The 18,578-nt window shown below is 62.0% G+C and carries 20 protein-coding genes; 10 read left to right on the top strand and 10 right to left on the bottom strand.

Annotated elements, in window-relative coordinates; translation table 11 throughout:
- The first annotated feature begins 89 nt into the window (after nt 1-89).
- A complete protein-coding gene (locus tag USDA257_RS14740; RefSeq protein WP_014763773.1) occupies nt 90-416 on the top strand; it encodes a hypothetical protein in 327 nt (108 codons plus the stop codon).
- Between the two features lie 37 nt (nt 417-453).
- On the opposite strand, the gene USDA257_RS37845 is transcribed toward USDA257_RS14740, so the two are convergent.
- The 3 genes from USDA257_RS37845 to USDA257_RS14725 all read right to left on the bottom strand — a co-directional run bounded on the left by USDA257_RS37845 (nt 454) and on the right by USDA257_RS14725 (nt 2,426).
- Nucleotides 454-765, bottom strand: a complete 312-nt coding sequence (locus tag USDA257_RS37845; RefSeq protein WP_223843436.1) for a hypothetical protein — start codon at nt 763-765, stop codon at nt 454-456.
- 27 nt (nt 766-792) lie between these two features.
- Complete coding sequence (locus USDA257_RS14730) at nt 793-1,056, bottom strand: hypothetical protein (protein ID WP_014763771.1); 264 nt, start codon at nt 1,054-1,056, stop codon at nt 793-795.
- 80 nt (nt 1,057-1,136) lie between these two features.
- A complete protein-coding gene (locus tag USDA257_RS14725; protein ID WP_014763770.1) occupies nt 1,137-2,426 on the bottom strand; it encodes a DUF763 domain-containing protein in 1,290 nt (429 codons plus the stop codon).
- Nucleotides 2,427-2,537: 111 nt separating this feature from the next.
- Between USDA257_RS14725 and USDA257_RS14720 the strand changes: the two genes are divergently transcribed.
- The gene (locus USDA257_RS14720; RefSeq protein ID WP_086018053.1) at nt 2,538-3,131 is read left to right on the top strand and encodes a DNA-3-methyladenine glycosylase; all 594 of its coding nucleotides are present in this window, start codon (nt 2,538-2,540) and stop codon (nt 3,129-3,131) included.
- A 5-nt stretch (nt 3,132-3,136) separates the two neighbouring features.
- Here the strand turns inward: USDA257_RS14720 and USDA257_RS14715 are convergent, their stop codons facing one another.
- The 3 genes from USDA257_RS14715 to USDA257_RS14705 all read right to left on the bottom strand — a co-directional run bounded on the left by USDA257_RS14715 (nt 3,137) and on the right by USDA257_RS14705 (nt 6,948).
- Entirely contained in the window at nt 3,137-4,231 is a 1,095-nt protein-coding gene (locus USDA257_RS14715) for an ATP-dependent DNA ligase (RefSeq protein ID WP_014763768.1), read from the bottom strand.
- A 25-nt stretch (nt 4,232-4,256) separates the two neighbouring features.
- The gene (katE, locus tag USDA257_RS14710; protein WP_014763767.1) at nt 4,257-6,374 is read right to left on the bottom strand and encodes a catalase; all 2,118 of its coding nucleotides are present in this window, start codon (nt 6,372-6,374) and stop codon (nt 4,257-4,259) included.
- Nucleotides 6,375-6,486: 112 nt separating this feature from the next.
- Nucleotides 6,487-6,948 (bottom strand): YbhB/YbcL family Raf kinase inhibitor-like protein, encoded by a 462-nt coding sequence (locus USDA257_RS14705; RefSeq protein ID WP_014763766.1) that lies wholly within the window; start codon nt 6,946-6,948, stop codon nt 6,487-6,489.
- Nucleotides 6,949-7,200: 252 nt separating this feature from the next.
- On the opposite strand from USDA257_RS14705, the gene glgA reads away from it, so the two are divergent.
- Together glgA and USDA257_RS14695 are read left to right on the top strand one after the other, a co-directional pair.
- Nucleotides 7,201-8,655 (top strand): glycogen synthase GlgA, encoded by a 1,455-nt coding sequence (glgA, locus tag USDA257_RS14700; protein ID WP_041414242.1) that lies wholly within the window; start codon nt 7,201-7,203, stop codon nt 8,653-8,655.
- Between the two features lie 143 nt (nt 8,656-8,798).
- Nucleotides 8,799-9,710, top strand: coding sequence for a DMT family transporter (locus tag USDA257_RS14695; protein ID WP_014763764.1), 912 nt, complete (start codon nt 8,799-8,801; stop codon nt 9,708-9,710).
- A gap of 100 nt (nt 9,711-9,810) precedes the next feature.
- Here the strand turns inward: USDA257_RS14695 and USDA257_RS14690 are convergent, their stop codons facing one another.
- Entirely contained in the window at nt 9,811-10,650 is an 840-nt protein-coding gene (locus USDA257_RS14690) for a fumarylacetoacetate hydrolase family protein (protein ID WP_014763763.1), read from the bottom strand.
- Between the two features lie 228 nt (nt 10,651-10,878).
- A complete protein-coding gene (locus USDA257_RS14685) occupies nt 10,879-11,247 on the bottom strand; it encodes a PRC-barrel domain-containing protein (protein ID WP_041415285.1) in 369 nt (122 codons plus the stop codon).
- A 333-nt stretch (nt 11,248-11,580) separates the two neighbouring features.
- On the opposite strand from USDA257_RS14685, the gene USDA257_RS14680 reads away from it, so the two are divergent.
- Nucleotides 11,581-12,381, top strand: coding sequence for an alpha/beta hydrolase (locus USDA257_RS14680; RefSeq protein ID WP_041415283.1), 801 nt, complete (start codon nt 11,581-11,583; stop codon nt 12,379-12,381).
- Between the two features lie 209 nt (nt 12,382-12,590).
- Here the strand turns inward: USDA257_RS14680 and USDA257_RS14675 are convergent, their stop codons facing one another.
- On the bottom strand, nt 12,591-13,886 hold the full coding sequence (locus USDA257_RS14675; RefSeq protein WP_014763760.1) for a pilus assembly protein TadG-related protein: 1,296 nt from the start codon (nt 13,884-13,886) through the stop codon (nt 12,591-12,593).
- A gap of 207 nt (nt 13,887-14,093) precedes the next feature.
- Here USDA257_RS14675 and USDA257_RS14670 point away from each other — a divergent pair, with 207 nt between their 5' ends.
- Genes USDA257_RS14670 through USDA257_RS14655 form a run of 4 tightly spaced genes read left to right on the top strand, consistent with a single transcriptional unit; the run spans nt 14,094 to nt 17,622 of the window.
- The gene (locus USDA257_RS14670; protein ID WP_014763759.1) at nt 14,094-14,606 is read left to right on the top strand and encodes an A24 family peptidase; all 513 of its coding nucleotides are present in this window, start codon (nt 14,094-14,096) and stop codon (nt 14,604-14,606) included.
- A 34-nt stretch (nt 14,607-14,640) separates the two neighbouring features.
- On the top strand, nt 14,641-15,432 hold the full coding sequence (gene cpaB / locus USDA257_RS14665; protein ID WP_014763758.1) for a Flp pilus assembly protein CpaB: 792 nt from the start codon (nt 14,641-14,643) through the stop codon (nt 15,430-15,432).
- 25 nt (nt 15,433-15,457) lie between these two features.
- Nucleotides 15,458-17,200 (top strand): AAA family ATPase, encoded by a 1,743-nt coding sequence (locus tag USDA257_RS14660; RefSeq protein WP_014763757.1) that lies wholly within the window; start codon nt 15,458-15,460, stop codon nt 17,198-17,200.
- Nucleotides 17,197-17,622, top strand: a complete 426-nt coding sequence (locus tag USDA257_RS14655; RefSeq protein WP_014763756.1) for a TadE/TadG family type IV pilus assembly protein — start codon at nt 17,197-17,199, stop codon at nt 17,620-17,622. The genes USDA257_RS14660 and USDA257_RS14655 overlap by 4 nt, the downstream gene beginning before the upstream one ends.
- An 18-nt stretch (nt 17,623-17,640) precedes the next feature.
- Here USDA257_RS14655 and USDA257_RS14650 read toward each other — a convergent pair whose 3' ends face one another.
- Entirely contained in the window at nt 17,641-18,144 is a 504-nt protein-coding gene (locus USDA257_RS14650; RefSeq protein ID WP_014763755.1) for a pilus assembly protein N-terminal domain-containing protein, read from the bottom strand.
- A gap of 272 nt (nt 18,145-18,416) precedes the next feature.
- On the opposite strand from USDA257_RS14650, the gene USDA257_RS14645 reads away from it, so the two are divergent.
- Nucleotides 18,417-18,578, top strand: coding sequence for a Flp family type IVb pilin (locus USDA257_RS14645; RefSeq protein ID WP_014763754.1), 162 nt, complete (start codon nt 18,417-18,419; stop codon nt 18,576-18,578).

The following is an 18,578-nucleotide window of genomic DNA, read 5'->3' as shown; positions in this document are numbered from 1 at the left end:
CGAGAAAATCCGCATCCTGCTGTGGTGCATTACTCTTGTGGGAACAACGGCGGCTGCCTGACGTTATGAGCGCTTACGGGAGACGAGCCATGAGCAAGCACGGAAAAACCCGTTCCTCCTCGACTGCACGCCCACTCGATCCGCCGGGGGTCGACGAGCCAATCAAAGCGTCGGCGCGTCATGCAAAGCAATCGCAGACGACGGTACGGCAACAGATCACTGACATGCGTGAACGTATCGCCGAACTCGAGGCCGAAATCGATGCCATTGCGACCGAGGCGCATACCGCCATCGGCACACTGCCGGGCGCCGACCGGATTGAAACAGCAAAGGATGTGGTCGCCGAGAAGCGGGAGGAAATCCAGAAGCTGAAGGCGGGCCTGGAGGAGATCGAAAGGCTCATGGCGACCCGGTAGCGATCCAGGTTCACCCGTGGCGCCGCCTCGATTGGCGCTAGAAGACGACCATCCACACGCCGCGCCAGAAGAGCGACTTCGGGTCGTCCAGGTTTTCACGCTCTTCGGCTTTCATGGGCAAAAGGTCTTTCGTTGCCCGCGGCCGGGCCTCGGACAACGGTGGGCGTCGCTCCTCGATTTCCTCCTCAGCGACCGTCTTTCTGATGGCGAGCATCATGAAGTCCTTCCATGGACTACTGCATGTTTCCTTAAAATCGAAGCCGATAAAAAAAGGCAGCGATTCAAAGGTGCCACAGCGATCTTTGTGCGCCTGACAAACGCACTGCGCCTCAGGGAAACCGCCGCTCAAGGAAAGGGTTCCAAGTGGGTGCGCCGCTCAGTCGCGGTCGATGAACTTGAAGAAGCGGCTGACTTTTCCGTCCGCCGTCTGGTCCTGGTAGAGGAAGGCCAGCTTGTTCTCGTCGAAAATCCTGAAAAAATCTTCCCAGGAGATTTCCTCCAGCCTCTGCTCAGGCTTGCCGAAGTCGATGCGCAGCAAACCGCCGTCGGATGCCCCCTTGACGCGTGACGGGTGGCCGTCGCGGCTCTCTGCCCATTTGCGGATCGTGTCGTGATCGGTCGTGGTCTTCGAAGCGCTCACCGGAACCTCCTTCAGCTTTGGGCCTGTCTCGCAACGCTCGTCGACTCTAATCGACCGCTACGGTGATTGTTCCCGTCAGCTCAGTTGCGGGTGCGGCCTTTGACGGCGGCACCCGCATCGTCCCTTTGACCTACTTCTGCCTCCCGCTCCCAGCCGAACACGCTCCGCCCGCCAAAACGGGGCGAATTTCTGAACTCGCCCGCAACGATCTCCTTGAGGTCCGGCCCGGTGACGTAACGCTCCATTCGGCGCGACTGCTCGTCGAGTCGCCTCAAGGCGGCCAGTTCTTCCTCTCGCCCGAGCCGCCCCTTCTCAACCGCCGATTTCATCACATTGATCGTCTCGTCATAGACCTTGAGCGGCACCGGAAAGGGATGGCGGTCCTTGCCGCCATGGGCCAGCGAAAAGCGGGCCGGATCGGAAAAGCGGCACGGCGTGCCGTGGACCACCTCGGCAATCATGGCGAGCGCCTTGACGGTGCGTGCGCCGACGCCCGGCACGAGAAGCAATTCCTCGAAATCCTTCGGCCCGCGATCGGCCGCGGCGGCAAAATTGGCGTGCAGGCGTCGCATGTTCACGTCGCTTTCGCGCACATCGTGATGGGCCGGCATGACGAGATGCGGCAGTATCAACTGAGCTGGAGCCGCCAAGGCGGGTCCGCGAGACTCGATCATCGCCACCTCGCGCACCAGCCCATCGGGCCCGAATGCGCTCAGGAGATCGACCTGGCTTGCCCGCGAGCGCGCCGCGCGCCGGTCCGCCAGATTGATGATCTTGCCCTGCCCGCGCCCCTCGATCGCCGCATGGGGCGAATCTACGAAGCTTTCTAAGCCTTCGGAAAGCCAATGATAGCGTCTCGCCTGGCGCCGGTCGCCGTTCATGCCCTGCTGGACGACGACCCATTTCGCGTCGTCGGTGACGATGAAGCCGTGGAGATAAAGATCGAAGCCGTCCTGAACGGCGGCGCTGTCGACCTTGGCAACGAGGCGGCTCGCATCGGCAAGCGCGGCACCGTTAAATCCGATGCGATCCCCGATCGCGATAAGTTCGCCCGGCGTCTTGCGGGAATGTTGACCGCGGCCGCCACAGACGTGAATGCCAAGCTCGCCCGAGAGCGGCGTGAGGCCGCGCTTCAAGGCGCCGATAACGCTGGTGGTGATCCCCGACGAATGCCAGTCCATGCCCATGACCGCGCCGAAGGACTGGAACCAGAACGGGTGGGCAAGCCGCCTCAGGAATTCATCGCGCCCGTAATGGTGGACGATCGCCTCGGTAATCAGCGTGCCGAGCCGCGTCATGCGGTCGCCGAGCCATTTCGGAACACGGCCGCCATGCAGCGGTAGATCCGCATTGCCTGCTCGTTGCGCCATTTTATCCGGTCCTCGGTTGGGTCTCCGATGCCACACTACATGCTTCGGATGTTCGCGGAAAGTTCTCAGTGGCTGCGCCAGGAATCCGGGCGCAACGTTGGCGAGCGCGAAATGGGAGACTACATAGGAGCGGCACAGATCGGGGAGCTCTATCGATTGCAGTGGGACGACAGCTTCTTTGCACGCGATGCCGTTACGGTCGCCGCCGATCTGATCGGCGCGGAATTCGCGCTCTCCGAAGTCGGCGGCATCATCGTCGAGACGGAAGCCTATCTGCCTGACGATGCGGCCTCGCACAGTTTTACCGGCGCCACGAACCGCAACCGCTCGATGTTCGGCCCGCCGGCACATGCCTATGTCTATCTATCCTACGGCCTCCACTGGTGCCTGAATTTCGTCTGCCTGCCCGGCAGTGCCGTGCTCATCCGCGCCATCGAGCCAAGATGGGGGCTGGAGACGATGCGGGAGCGGCGCGGCGTTTCGCAGGACAGACTGCTCTGTTCCGGTCCGGGACGGGTCGGTCAGGCCTTGGCGATCGGCAAGAAAGAAGATGGCTTGCCGCTCGACCGAAAACCGTTTCGATTGAGCCCGACGGCAAAGCGGCCGCCCGTATCTGCCGGCCTTCGCGTCGGGATTTCCAAGGCGGTCGAGCATCCCTGGCGCTTTGGGCTAAAGAACTCGCCTTTCCTCAGCCGCAAGTTCTAGCCCCCTCATCGAGGCTCGATTTGCTCATAGGTGCATTGGCGCGGATCCTTGTCCGGCCGCCAGCGCATCAGCTTCGTGCCGTGACGGAAGCGCCGGCTGCTGACGTGATCGAATCGCACTTCTACGACCAATTCGGGGCGGACCGGTTCCCATTCGCCGCTGCGCTCCGTACTCCAGCGGCTCGGACCGCCGGGCGCCTTGCCGGTGAAACCGGGTGGCTCCCGCAAGGCCTCGAGCCGACGCGTCAAGGCCGGCCGCTCCTTGTCGGAAATTGTTGCGGTGAAGCCGACATGGTTGAGCGTCCCGTCCGTGTCGTAAAGGCCAAGCAGGAGAGAACCGACCTCTTCGCTGTCGCTCTCGTAGCGGAAACCGCCGACGACACAATCCGCCGTCTTCAGGCGTTTGACCTTCAGCATCGCCCGCTCGCCGCACTCGTAAGGCCCATCGCGCCGCTTTGCCACGACTCCGTCGGTGGCGCCCGCTTCCCATGAGGTGAGCCAGCGCTCGGCCTCATGCCGGTCCAGGGTGAAGGGCGAAAGCTCAAGCTGCGCCGCACCGGAATTCTCTGCGGCGAAGGCTTCGAGTGCCGCTCTCCGGGCGACGAGAGGCCTGCCGGTCAGGATTGCTCCGTCCGTGTCGACAAGCATGTCGAAGAGGATGAGGCGCGCAGGCGTTTGTTGCGAGAGCTTCTGGACTCGGCTTGCCGCCGGATGCAGGCGCATCTGGAGGGCGTCGAAGGAAAGACGCCCATCGACTTCGATCACAAGTTCACCATCGACGACGAATTGCGCGGCGTCCAGCTGGCGCATGAGCGCGATGATCTCCGGGAAAAAACGTCCCAGCGGCTTGCCGGATTTTGCCCGGAGATCAACCTCCTCGCCGGACTTGAAAGCAAGGCAGCGGAAGCCGTCCCATTTCGGCTCATACTGCCACACCACATCGCTCGGAAGCTCCGTAGCGGAGCGTGCCTCCATCGGCGCCGTGCTGACAGGCAGCGGGAAGGCGGCGGGGGATCCCATTCCCCTGGCCGCCTTCGCCGTTGCGGTCGGGCGCAAGCTCCCGGCCTCCTTGGTCGATTTTCGATGCGCGGGTGACGGCATCCTTCACTCCCTTACCGGCGCTGGCCTACTTCAGCTTCACGGCGGGCTCTCTCGCCCAGACACGCAGCTTGCCGAGTTCCTTGAGGAAGGAGGCGACGCTCCCGGCGTCTGTGAGCTCGATCGTTCCCTCGTCAAGAGACTCGGCAATGCCGGCTCTCTGCATGAGGGGGAGCGCCGTACCCACATAGCCGATATATTTGCAATGGGCGAAGGCGTCCGCCACGAAGTCGCGGGCGGTGGCGACATCGATGAGATCGGCGGCCGCCTCTTGCGACGTAAGTAGGACCACCGCGTCGTAGAGCACGGATGGGCCGCCATCGAGCATCTGGTGGGCTGCGACCCGCTTTCCGTCCGAGGCGGTGAAGCCGCCGACTTTCGGAGCGATGAGCTCAAACGCCGCCTTTTGCTCCGCGACCGCAGTGATCAAAGCATTGAGAAGCGCGGCGTCCGCGCCGTCCGTCGCCAGAATTCCGAGTTTGCGACCTTCGAAACGCTTCGGACCACGCTCAATGATGCTGAGCGCCGGCGACGGGTTGAGGTCCTGGCGCGTGGCGACGGCGGCTTCGGCCGGCTTCGGCATCGTCGGCAATCCGAGAGCATGCGCCACCTTCTTTCCAAGCGTCTCGTCGATGTTGAGGAGATGGGACACCATCCGCTCGCGGATCACCGGCGTCTGCACCTTGCTCAATTCGAAGGTCAGGGCATCGGCGATATGGCGCTGCTCGGGCGGGGTCTGGCTGATGAAAAATTGGCGGGCCTGGCTGTAGTGATCGGCGAAGCTCTCCGCCCGAATGCGAAGCTTCGGTCCCTGCTCTTCCGACGCGAAATGCCGGAAGCCTTTCGTCGGCGACTCGCGCGGTCCCTCGCCCCAGGAATTCGGCTGGTAGTTCACCCGGCCGACCGGGTTGCGCATGGCCATATGGCCGTCCTGCTGGAAGTGCTGGAAGGGACATTTGGGCGCGTTGATCGGCAGATGCGTGAAGTTCGGGCTGCCGAGCCGCTTCAACTGCGTGTCGAGATAGGAAAAATTGCGTCCCTGCAGCAGGGGATCATCGCTGAAGTCGATGCCCGGCGGCACGTTCTGCGTCATGAAGGCGACCTGTTCGGTCTCGGCAAAGAAATTCTCCGGCATGCGGTCGAGAACCAGGCGCCCGACCGGCTTCGTCGGCAGGACTTCCTCCGGAATGATCTTGGTCGGATCGAGAATGTCGAAGTCGAACTTGTCGGCGAACTTCTGATCGAAGAGCTGCACGTGGAGATCCCACTCGGGGAAGTTGCCCGACTGGATGGCTTCCCAAAGATCGCGCCGGTGGAAGTCGGGGTCCGCACCATTGATCTTCAGGGCCTCGTTCCAGGCGACGGACTGCAGCCCGAGCTTCGGTTTCCAGTGGAACTTGACGAAGGTCGACTCGTCCTTGGCATTGACGAAGCGGAAGGTGTGAACGCCGAACCCCTCCATGAAGCGGAAGGAACGCGGGATAGCCCGGTCGGACATGACCCACATGATCATATGCATGCTTTCCGGCGTCAGGCTGATGAAGTCCCAGAAATTGTCATGGGCCGATTGGGCCTGCGGGAACTCCCGATCGGGCTCCGGCTTCACCGAGTGAATGACATCCGGAAACTTGATCGCGTCCTGGATGAAGAAAACCGGGATGTTGTTGCCGACCAGATCCCAATTGCCCTCCTTGGTGTAGATTTTGACCGCGAAGCCGCGCACGTCGCGTGCAAGATCGACGGAGCCCTTGCTGCCGGCGACCGTCGAGAAGCGAACGAAGGCCGGTGTCTTCTCGCCGGGACGCTGAAACAGGTCCGCCCGCGTATAGGCGGCAAGTGATTCATAGGTCTCGAAGAAACCATGCGCGCCATAGCCGCGTGCGTGCACGACGCGCTCCGGGATACGCTCATGATCGAAATGGAAGAGCTTTTCACGGAAATGGAAATCCTCGATCAATGTCGGGCCGCGTTCGCCGGCGCGCAGACTGTTCTGGTCGTCGGCCACCGGTCCGCCCTGCGCCGTCGTCAAGATGGGGGTGTCGCCTTCGGCAGTCTGATGAAGCTCTCCGCCGTTGCCGCGGGTCGCTTTCTGATCATGGATGGTGGCTGACTTCGAATTGTTCGGCGCGGAGGGTTTCTTGGCCATTGCAGCACTCCTTGAGCGAGGACGGAATGGGCACGAAACCTTGGCCGCCGAAGTTGGTTCCCCCGGCGCCGAATTTTCGAAAGCTCGAACGGTCGACGTCGTCCCGGTGCGTTCAGCCTTGATAGATGCCGATCAGATCCGCCTCTGCGATCCGGTGCTTGCCGGCCTCGGCCCAGGCCTGTGCTGCGCCGACATCGTCCGAGATCGAGATGTTGCGGGTGTTCAGCGCAGCGAGCTTGAAGTGATAGTGATGCACGCCCGTTCCTGCCGGCGGTTGCGGTCCGTCATAACGGGCGTTGCCGAAATCGTTCCTGATGAATTTGATGGCATGTTCCGGTCCGGTATCGACGGCTTGAGAAAGTTCGGTCCAGTTGCCGGGAATGTTGACGATGGCGCAATGGCGAAACACCCCTCTGACGGCGTCCGGATCTTCGACGACCAATGCGAAGCTCTGCGTTCCACCGGGCGTACCCGTCCATTTCAGTGGCGGAAAGATGTTCTCGCCGAAGCGTGTGTACTTTTTCGGTATTGTCTGGCCTTCGGCAAAGGCGGGGCTCATCAAGCTGAAAGTCATCACCTGTCTCCTTCATGTTGGCTACATCGAACGAGCGCGCGACTACCCGGATTGTACGCTTAAAGCGGATCGGTGTTGAGGTCGTTGGCGGCAGATACGCCAGAGAATGGCACTGTCGCTGCGCCGCAACGGCCCTTCTAAAAATTTTCGAATCGAAGCCGGAACTTTGCGCACGGGTTCGTGTTGAAGGAGTTGCAACGTGGGGCGGCGATTGGCCAGCAAGGCCAATGCAGATTTCCGGAAACGCAATCTATGAACGTTCTCTCCGTGACGGCCGAGATTTTCCCTTTTGTGAAGACCGGCGGGCTGGCGGATGTTGCCGGTTCGCTCCCCAAGGCGCTTAAATCGCACGGGATTCGCACACGCACACTCGTGCCTGGGTACGGTTCCGTCGTCGAGGCGCTCGACGCCGGAGCAACCCCGATCGCCCGCTACGATTGTCTTTTCGGGGAAAGCGCCACGCTCCTTGCTGGACGGGCCGGCGGGCTGGATCTTTTCGTGCTCGATGCGCCGGGATTCTTCTATAGATCGGGCGGTCCTTACACCGACGAGTATGGGGTGGATTATCCGGACAACTGGAAGCGCTTCGCCGCCTTCTCCTTCGTCGCCTCGCAAATCGCAGGCGGCTTCGTGCAGCACTGGCGACCGGACATCATTCACGCCCACGACTGGCATGCGGCCTTGAGCCTCGTCTACGTCAAATACGCCGACGTCCAGATTCCGCGCGTCCTGACCGTACATAACATCGCCTTCCAAGGACAGTTTCCCGCCCACCTGTTCTCCGAGCTTGGCTTGCCGAACGAGGCCTATTCCGTCGACTGTCTCGAATATTATGGTGATCTCGGATACCTCAAGGGAGGCCTGCAGGCCGCGGATGCCATTACCGTGGTCAGCCCCACCTATGCGCGCGAAATCATGTCGCCGACCTTCGGAATGGGCCTTGAGGGCGTGATCAATGCGCGTCATGACGACGTAGTCGGCATCCTCAACGGCATCGATATCGACGTCTGGGACCCTTCGGCAGATCCGTACATTGAACATCAATACTCGGCGAGAACGCCTCTGCGTCGGCTTCCAAATCGCGAGGCGCTGCTCGAGCTCTTCGGACTGCCGCAGACGAGTGGCCCGGTCTTCGCCAGCATCAACAGGCTGACATGGCAGAAAGGCATGGATCTTTTGGCGGCCGTCGTCGACGAAATCGTTGCCATGGATGGCCGGCTGATCGTCCACGGGAATGGCGACGCGGAGATCGAACACGCTTTCCTGGACGCCGCCCGGCGTTTTCCACAACATATAGCCCTATGGCTCGGCTACGAGGAGACGGTCGCCCACAAGATACATGCCGGGGCAGACGCCATGCTCGTTCCCTCCCGCTTCGAACCCTGCGGCCTGACGCAGCTATACGCGCTCAGATATGGCTGCGTGCCGGTCGTGGCGCGGACCGGCGGCCTCTCGGAGACGATCATCGACGCCAATGTCGCAGCCCTGCAGGCGCAAGCGGCCACGGGAATACAGTTCTCCCCGGTCGATACGGACGGATTGCGGCTGGCACTGCGCCGCGCCTTCAACCTCTACCGGCACCGGCGCATCTGGGAGGGGCTGCAACGGCAGGGGATGAAGACGGACAGCTCCTGGCACCGCAGTGCGGCCAGATACGCGGAGCTCTACGGCGACCTCACCGCGACCGAGATGCGGTTGGCCGGTTAGCGCATCACCGGATTATCCCTCCCGTTCCCCTGATCCGGTCAATTTGACGTCTCATTCGCAACGCTGATGGGTTGATCAAGAACGAAGCATGGATTGCGGCGCCGGAATATGCCAATGGCTGCCCATCCCACGAGGACTCCGCCATGGCCGTCGAGACCGCACCCGCTGCCGTATCCACCGCATCAAACGCCGCCCGCGCCGGCGTGCTAGTCATGCTCTTGGGCATGCTGATGTTTTCGCTCAACGATGTGATGGGCAAGTGGCTGGTGGCGACCTACTCGGTCGGCCAGGTGGTGCTGATCCGCAGTCTTGCCGCGGCGATCCTTCTTGCCCCCTTTCTCTGGGTCAGCGGCCCGAAGAAGCTCCTCGCCCTGGAGCGGCCCGGACTTCAGCTTGCCCGCGTCGTCGCTTCGACTGCGGAGGTTTTCGCCTTCTATTTCGCCGTCGTCTATCTGCCGCTTGCCGATGTCATGACCTATTGGCTGGCGGCTCCGATCTATGTGGCGGCCGCCTCGCCGCTCCTGCTGAAGGAGCATGTTGGCTGGCGGCGCTGGACGGCGATCGCCATCGGTTTCGTCGGCGTCATCATCGCGTTGGAACCTTCGTCGCAGGCTTTCACCCTGCCGGCGCTGATATCGATCCTCGGCAGCATGTGCTTCGCCGTCATGATGGTGTCCGGGCGCTCGCTGCGTGGCACGCCGGATGCGACGCTCGCCTTCTGGCAGCTCGTCGGAGCGGCGATAGCCGGCCTCCTCTGGGCGCCCTTCGACTGGACGCCGCTGAAGCCGGTCGATACAGCACTCCTCTGCCTGCTCGGCGTCGTCGCGATGCTCGCCCATGTTCTCGTCAACCGGGCGCTGAAGCTTGCCGATGCTGTGACGGTCGCGCCGCTTCAATACACGCTGCTCTTCTGGGCGATCATCTTCGGCTGGCTGATCTTCGGCGACACGCCACACCTGTCGATGGTGCTCGGCGCCGGGCTGATCGTCGCCTCCGGCCTCTTCATTTTCTTCCGCGAGCAGCAGCTCAAGCGGCAGGGGCGACTGAAGGCCTAGCAGGAGCCTCATGGCCCCTCAATCCGCAGCCACGACCTTCTCCCCGTTGTGACGGGGAGAAGGGGTATACCGCGGCGGCCGCAATCCCTGCTCCGCCAGATCAGTCGTCGGCAACCACCGTCTGCTTCTGCGTGCCGAGGCCCTCGATGCCGAGTTCGATGACGTCGCCGGGCTTCAGATATTGCGGCGGCTTGAAGCCCATGCCGACGCCGGGCGGCGTACCGGTCGAGATGATGTCGCCCGGATGCAGCGTCATGAACTGCGAAAGATAGCTGACCAGATAGGCGACGCCGTAGACCATCGTCTCGGTCGAGCCATTCTGCTTGGTGTCACCATTAACCTTCAGCCACATCGCGAGGTTTTGCGGATCGGCTATCTCGTCGCGGGTGACGAGCCAGGGACCGGTCGGACCGAAGGAGTCGCAGGACTTGCCCTTGGTCCACTGGCCTGAGCGCTTCGTCTGGAAATCACGCTCCGAGACGTCGTTAATGACGCAAAAGCCGGCGACATGGTCCATCGCTTCGGCTCGCGACACGTATTTGGCTTTCTTGCCGATCACCACGCCGAGTTCGACTTCCCAGTCGGTTGCAACCGAGCCGCGCGGGATGATGACATTGTCGTCCGGGCCGACGATTGCCGAAGTCGCCTTCATGAAGACGACCGGCTCCGGCGGGACCTCGAGGCCGGATTCCGCCGCATGGTCCGCGTAGTTGAGGCCGATGCAGATGAACTTGCCACTGCCGGCGACGCAGGCGCCGACCCGAGGCGCGCCCTCGACCACCGGAAGGCTCTCGATGTCGAGACCGCGCGCCCAGCCGAAATCGGCGATCGCCTCACCGGCGACGTCGGCGATCACCGCCGAGAGATCGCGAATTCGGCCGGCACTATCCAGAACGCCCGGCTTTTCTGCCCCTTCAGGCCCGTAACGCAACAACTTCATTCTGCTCCTCCAAGCGGTCGAGACGAAAGACTGTGCCTGACAAATCAAAGGACGCCGTGGATGTAAAGTTGTTTCGCAACGTGGCGGACGAAAAGCGGTCGTAGGTCACCCGCAAGTCAGATATCAGTTCCACCTGGCGACAGTGCTGCCGGCCAGTCGGGCGATACTGCCGCCCACATGCGCCACAGCTACCGCGCCATGACGGCGCATCGCCTCACCGACGAGACATCAAACCCAGTAAGGCGGAATTCCGTAGTAGTCGTAGACGCGACGGCCGCTCTCAGGACTCCAGTCAAACTCCCGGTCTGCAGGATATCTGGGAGCTCCTTCAACTTGTTCCTTCGTGATGTTCACCTGGAAGCCGCCAAGGCCGGTGTTGTAATCCAGCATCTGCCAGGGAAGCGGGTAATGATCGTGTCCTATTCCCAAGAACCCGCCGAAGCTCATCACCGCATAGGCTACGCGGCCGCCTCGTTTTTGGAGAATGATTCTCTCGATTGATCCGATGTGATTGCCGTTCATGTCGTAGACGTTGGTCCCTATCACCAGGTCGCTGGCAATAAGGTCATGAGACTGATGCAGATCAGGGTTGGCCATCATCATTTCTCCTTTCGCTAGGCCAACGCTCCTCCATACAAGTTGTTCCCCGAAAGCAAGTCTGAAACGGAAACCCGGCAGCGACGGATATCGCCGACGATTCCTGATACTGATGCTCCTCGGCTTCGGGAATAAGATCGGACGCTGCTAGGTAAAGCATCGCTCCCCGCTCTGGTGGGCGAGCAAGAAGCCAAGTCCCTCCTCAGACAGACCACGAAAAAGTAGCCACCTGGTCACGGCGGAACTAAACAGAGATATACCGATCGGGCCAGTTCATAATGTCCGAAGATGGCCCGTCCAATTATTTTGACGGAACCGCCGGTGGATCCTGTCGTGAGCGCCACAAAACTCCTGCTGATGTTGCCGCTGATCGGGGCTTTCGCTTACGTTTCGCTCGTTGGCCTGACCTTTGTGTCGCAGCGCGCCCTCCTCTATCCCGGCGCCAGAACGGGAGTGGCTCCGGAACAAGCAAGTTGGGGGGAGAATGCTTTTATCGAGACGCCCGACGGCGAGACGCTTCACGGACTCTACAGCCAAGGCAAACCCGGCAAACCGTCGGTGCTGTTTTTTCTCGGCAACGCTGACCAGATCGACAACTATGGCTTTTTCGCTCAGGCGCTGGCCTCGCGGGACATCGGTCTCCTTGCAATTTCTTATCGCGGCTATCCGGGATCAACCGGCGCGCCGAGTGAGCACGGCCTACTGACCGACGGCATTGCCGCGTTCGATTGGCTGTCGGCACGCTCCGGAAGCGAGATCGTCGTGCTGGGCCAATCGCTGGGAAGCGGCGTAGCCGTGCATACGGCGCGGCAAAGACCGGCCATCGCCGCCATTCTGGTTTCTGCCTACCTGTCGGTCCTGTCACTCGCCCAGACGCACTACCCGTTCTTTCCGGTTGCCATTCTTATAAAGGATCCCTTCCGTTCTGATTTAAGAATAGCAGGCGTGAGACAACCGAAGCTTTTTATCCACGGCCGACGCGATGCCATCATCCCGCTGTCTTCCGGCGAGGCGCTATATGACATTGCTCCCGAACCAAAGCAGATGCTGATCTACGACGGATCGGGGCATAACGATCTCTGGGACGCCCGAATGATCGGCGATATCATCCGTTTTGTGGAGACGCTGAATTGAGGCGCTGCCTTTCGCGGTCGCAGCAGTGTTGTGAAGATTTGGCGCGAGTATGCATAGCTGATCGGTCGGTAGATGGGCGTATGCTGCGGCATCGGGATCATGAAACGCTCCCGGCATCCCAGCCACCCCTTTTCCCGTCATTGGCAACGCTTCCTACCGGGTTGTTGCGATCGGCGACGGAGGCGAGCCGCTATCGTTGCTGCCTTCTTCTACTCAATTAGCGATACCGTCTCTCCGACGATGATCTCGTCCGTCGGCGAGGCGCAGGTTTCCATCGTGGAGTTGCCCGTGAAGGTGATCTCGTTCGCGACGATCTGGGTGCAGCCGCCCGAGACCGTAGAGTTGCCAGTAAACTCGATGCGGCCGGTTGGGATGTACAAATTCCCTTCCAGCGTGGATTCCAGGTTGCCCGTCACCTGATGAACCACACCCGCATCGCGGCGGCTTCCGAAGAAGAGCAGGCCGGCATGGGGCCCACTTGTCGGCGCAGTTAGATCGATGTCGCCATTGCCGAGCAGCTTTGCTGCCGCGCCATTCGTGAAGTAGAAGGTGATGCCCTCACCCGACAGTTTCGCATTCGCGGACACGGTGAAATCGCCGCCGTCGATGATGTAGAGGCCAGGCTTCAGCGTGATCGTTCCCTTGATGTCCAGCCCGCCGCAGAACCGGATCGCAGGAAGACCACTCACGAGGCGGTCGAGCACGTAGGTCAAGGAGGAGACATAGTCCAGCGTCCGACAGGGAAGCAACTGGACCTGCAGTCTGTCCGGGTCAGCGATGGTCGCGAAAGGGTCCGGGGTCGGTGGGACGCGTTCGACGGGCTCGCTGCAGCCGGTCATCGTCAGGCCCGTCGTCGTGACGGCCTCGCCAACGGTATAGACGCAGTCGGTCGACATCATTGCGCTGCCGTTCTTCATCAGGAACGCGTCGGCGGCATTCGAATTGGAGACGACGCTGCAGCCCGACAATTGCACCTGGGTCGAGCCGGTTACGGTCACCGCGCCCGACGCCGAGCCCGATAAGGCCAGCACGCAAGCCTTCGAGCCACCCTTGACCTCGGCAACCGCACGGGCCGAGATCGTCACCGGCTCGCCGACGAAAACAGATGAAAACAGGCGCGGATGGGTCTCCGTCAGCTCGACCGTGATCTTGCTCGATCCTGCGCTCAGTCCGGGCTTCGTGCTGACGGCCAGGGTGCCGGGCGCATAGCCGGATGCGCTCGCGATCCTCAGCGCCGTGCTCTGGAGCGCCGGTTGCTGGTCGCCCGCCCGATGGCGGATCGCTGCGGCATGGGCCGAGACGTCCGCCGCATGCTGCAGTTGACGCTGCTCCATATACCAGTAACCAGTTTCCGCCCCGAGCCCCATCGCGCCGACCAGCACGGGGAACACGATCGCCGCGATAACGGCGACCGCGCCGACATCATTCTTCACGAACGCGCGCGAGAGGCGCCATAGGCGCGGCGACGATCTTTCGACTTCGATGACGTTATTTCCTTTGCGCATCCGAGTGTCCTGGAGTGCTTGTGTTCAGGCCGGAGGATATATCCCGGCCCAGGGCCAGTTGCGATTCAGCCGGTTGGCCTAGTCCTGTCCATGTGTTTTGCAGTGTCCGCGTAGGCCATCAGGCCGAATGGCGATCAGGTGCTACAGGCGGCATATTTCGCGGCACTTGAAACGGCCTTCCAGGCCCTCGTGAAAGGCGCCCGTGAGATGATCTCCACAACTACCGCTTGGCTCGCATTCTTACTCTTTGCCGGAACGATGACCTATGCCGGCATCAAGGACGTGGCGACGATGACTATATCGAACCGCCTCGTCGGCTTTCTGCTGGTCGCCTTCGCGGTACTCGCGCCGCTTGCCGGCGCCGATTTTTCGACGATCTGGTCGAGCATCCTCGTAGCCTCCGCCGTGCTCGCCTGCACATTCACGTTTTTCGCACTCGGCTGGATCGGTGGGGGCGATGCAAAGCTGCTTCCGGTCGCGGTGCTCTGGCTCGGTGCCGACCTCGCCCTTCACTTCGCCGTCTACGCTTCGGTGCTTGGCGCGGTTCTGACGCTTTCGCTGCTGCAATTCCGCAAGGTGCCGCTGCCGGTCGTCCTGCAGAAACGAGCCTGGTCGAGCCGCTTGCACGCCCCGCAGTCGGGCATTCCGTATGGTGCGGCGATGGCACCCGCAGCGCTGCTGCTGCTGCCGGAAAGCCATTGGTTCTCCGCCCTTCTATGAAGGCAATGAAGTCCCCTTACAAACAGGTCCTGCCATGATCCGCTTGGTCATTCTCCTCCTCGCACTCGCATCCGGCGGTGCCGCCTCCTGGCTGGCGCTCGGCTTCACCGATCCGCCGACCGTCGAAGCCGCCGAAGTTCAACGGGCCCCCACCCAGGAGGTGCTCGTCGCCGCTGCCGAGCTGGCCCGCGGCACGACACTCGATGAGACCCACCTGCGCTGGCAGGCGTGGGAGGGCGAGATTCCGCCGGTGTTCATCAGCCGCAGCGCGCGGCCGGACGCGGTGGCGACGCTCAAGGGGCTGCTCGCCCAGAGCAGTTTCGTCGCCGGAGAGCCTATCCGCGAAGACAAGCTTGCCCAGCGCGGCGCCGGTTTCCTGTCCAGCATGCTGCCTTCGGGAAAACGGGCGATCGCCGTCCGCGTCACGGCGGAGAGCACGGCCGGCGGCTTCATCCTGCCGAACGACCATGTCGACGTAATCCACACCGTCGCTCGGCCGGATTCCTCGGGAAAGGACGGTAAGGTCGTCAGCCGCGCGATCCTCTCCAACATACGGGTGCTCGCGGTCGATCAGACCATTTCCGAGGGCGCCGATGGTACCTCCGTCGTCGGCAAGACCGCGACGCTTGAAGCAGACCCCGGGCAGATCGGCATCATCGCCGCGGCGGAAGCCTCCGGCACCGTGTCGCTTGCGCTGCGGGCTGTCGCCGACAATCTCGAAGCGCCGGTTGTCGAGACGGAAGGAAACCGACCAGGGGTCGTGCGCATTGTTAGTGGTGGACGACTTTCGATGATCGAGGTCCCGTCCCGCTCCGGTGGCAGCTGATTGATTTTCACGGATTGTGGGAAAGATGAAACAGCTCGGCAACAATATCCAAGAGACCCGGCGGGCGCCCGTTGCGCCGCTCTTGTCCATCCCGAAGGTAGACGTCGCCGTCTTCTGCCGCTCAGAGGCGTTGACGGAGACGGTCCGCACGGCGGCCAACGACCGCCGGATGACGCGCGCCACCGTGACGATCAAGCAAGGCGGGATAAAGGAGGCGACGGCGCTTTACGGCGGCGTCACTTCGCCGAACCTCGTCGTCGTCGAGGACACGGACGAGGAGGATCGTCTCATGATGGCGCTCGAAGCCCTCGCCATGGAGTGCGTCACCGGCACCAAGGTTCTCGTCGTCGGCCGCTCTAACGATGTCGGCCTCTACAAGAGGCTCCTGGATGCAGGCGTCAGCGATTACTTGGTGATGCCGCTCGAAGCGATGGACTTCGTCGCGGCGGTGCATCGCTGCTTTCGCGACTCCGTCGAAGAGAAGCTCGGGCGCATCGTCGCCTTTATCGGCGCCAAGGGCGGAACCGGTTCCTCGACGCTCGCCCACAACGTCGCCTATGCGATGTCGAAGCGCGTCGATGCCGATGTGCTGGTGGCCGACCTCGACCTTCAATTCGGCACGCTCGGCCTCGATTTCGATGTCGAGGCAGTTCAAGGCATGACGGAGGTCCTGAGCAGTCCCGACCGTCTGGACGATGTGCTGCTGCGACGTTTGGCGGTGCCCTACACGGAGCACCTGCACCTGCTTCCTGCTACAACGGACCTCAACAGGTTCTTCTATCTCAAGGAGGAGCATGTCGACCATCTTCTCGATGTCGCCCGGTCCAGCTCCTGGCAAATCGTGATCGATCTGCCGCACATCTGGATGCAGTGGACGCGAAAGATTCTGCTTGAGGCCGACGAGATCGTAATCACCGCAACGCCCGATTTGGCCTCGATGCGCAACGTGAAGAATCTGGTCGATTTGCTGAAGAAGGCGCGCCCCAACGATCCGCCACCGAGACTCGTGCTGAATAGGACAGACACGCCGAAGCTTGCAGAGATCAAGCCGAAGGACTTCGTTGCCGCAGTCGGGCTGGAGGAAGGCGTATGCGTTCCTTTCGATCCGCAGCTGTTCGGCAAGGCGGCCAATAACGGCCAATTGATCATCGAGTCGGCGCCCGAGTCAAAGGCGGGGCAGGCCATCGTCTCGCTTGCGTGGCGGGTCGGCGGCACGAGGGAGAGGCGGACGCGGAAGAAGGGGCTCCCAGGACTGGTGCAGAGATACATGCAGCGTCGAAAGCAGAAGGCAGCGGCCGGGCTTCGCAAGAAGGCGCAGGAGTTGAAGAAGTCCGAGAGTGGGGTCTCGGCTGTGGAATTTGCGCTGTTTGCGCCCGTATTGGCGCTAGGTCTCATCGCTATGGCCGATGTTGCACTGGCGCTGCACGAGCGGATGACGATCGACCACGTGCTTCGCGCCGGGGCACAAGCGGCCATGGCCGATCCCGGCGCGACCCAGGTCGACAAGGTGCTGCAGTCGACGCTGGCGCAAAGCGCCGTGCCGGCCAATGTCACCCTGGCGCCGGTGAAGCGTTACTGCGCCTGCCCGGAAAACGCTGATGTCAAGCCTGAGGCGGCGCCGCAATGCGGGACGACACCCTGCGTGAACGCGGCGCAGCAGCTCGTATTCTATCGTCTCGAAGCGGCGAAGAATTACCGGCCCATGTCCCTGCCGGAGGCGCTTCCGCCCTTCCAGCTCAATTCCTTGATGCAGGTACAGGTCCGATGACCTTGTCTTTCCGCATCCTTCATCGCGCCTGGCGAAACCAATCCGGCGCGACGGCGGTCGAGTTCGCAATTGTCTGTTTGCCCCTGCTTCTGCTGATCCTTGGCGTCATCGAGTTCGGCCGCGCTTTCTACGTGCGCAACGAGCTGTCCTATGCAGCCGACTTTGCCGCCCGGCAGGTGCTCATAGGTCAGATCGCACGCGACGCGCCCGACAGCGAGGCGCAGACGAAGCTGGCGAGCGCCGTGCGGGACAATTTCGGCAGCGGCGATCCCGATCTGCTGCAAATTGCCGTCAGCAAGCAAACGGTCGATGGGATTGATTTTCGTGTCTTGTCGATCAGCTACCCGTTCAGGTTTTTCATCCCCGGGCTGGCGGAGGCTCCTTTCAGCCTAGCCCTTTCGCGGCGTATCCCGATCGGCTGAGCGATCGATCGAGTCCGGTCATGGTTCGCCCCCTTCGTTGAGCGGCGGAGCGGGGCTGTTCGGCGGCGGAGGGGTCGACGTTTCATCACCGGATTGAACCGGGTCACAACGCTCCGTGCAGCTGTAGGTCGACCGGCCGCTGCCGCCGTCAACTGTTATCAGGCGACCGCCCGCTGCAACAACGTCGAGGATGATGTTGGCGACCTCGGCACCATCTGCATCCATGACGATGAGGTTCGTCGATCCTGGCGTCTTGCCGGTCAGAATGACAGTCTTGTCGTCGCTGAGCGTCGCCTGGGCGATGGCAGGATTGCCGATGATGACCGTGCTTGCCGGCCGGGTGAGGATCAGCGGCCTTGCAAAATCGACAACGACCTTGACGACGCCCTCGGTCTGGCCGGTCGGCTCCAGCGCCGTGCTCGGCGGACGATCTTCCGCCGCCTGCGCCGCGCCAAAGGCCGTGCAGGCCACCAAGGCGAGAACAAGCCATCCTGCCCCTATAGGCCTCGGAACCCCGCGCATTTTTCGCTCCCGATCTCTGTGAACGGATACGCGCCATCCGTTCGAATAAGGCTGGCAAAAGCAAGAGGATAGTGCGGCCGGACGATTGGACTAGGCCAACAGGCCGATCCTACCGCGGAAGTAGTATCGGCCATCAGGCTGAATGGATCAGAAGGGTTAATAAAGTCTATATCAAGGCCACACAGCAAGCGGGAAACGAAAGAAATCCCGGCCCGACCTGTGATGCCGAACTTGGCGTCGGCGCTACCTCAACCCACTTGAAGGATCGTCTCATGAAAAATCTTCTCGTCCGCTTCGTCCGCAACGAATCCGGTGCCACGGCTATCGAATACGGCCTGATCGCAGGCCTCATCGCCGTAGCAATCATCACCGCCGTACGGACCGTCGGCACTGATGTCGACGCTGCGTTCGACGCGATCGCAGCTGCCCTCTAA

The organism is Sinorhizobium fredii USDA 257, from assembly GCF_000265205.3.
Classification (GTDB): domain Bacteria; phylum Pseudomonadota; class Alphaproteobacteria; order Rhizobiales; family Rhizobiaceae; genus Sinorhizobium; species Sinorhizobium fredii_B.
Note: the sequence above shows the minus strand (reverse complement) of the source record. Positions and strands in the feature narration are given on the sequence as shown.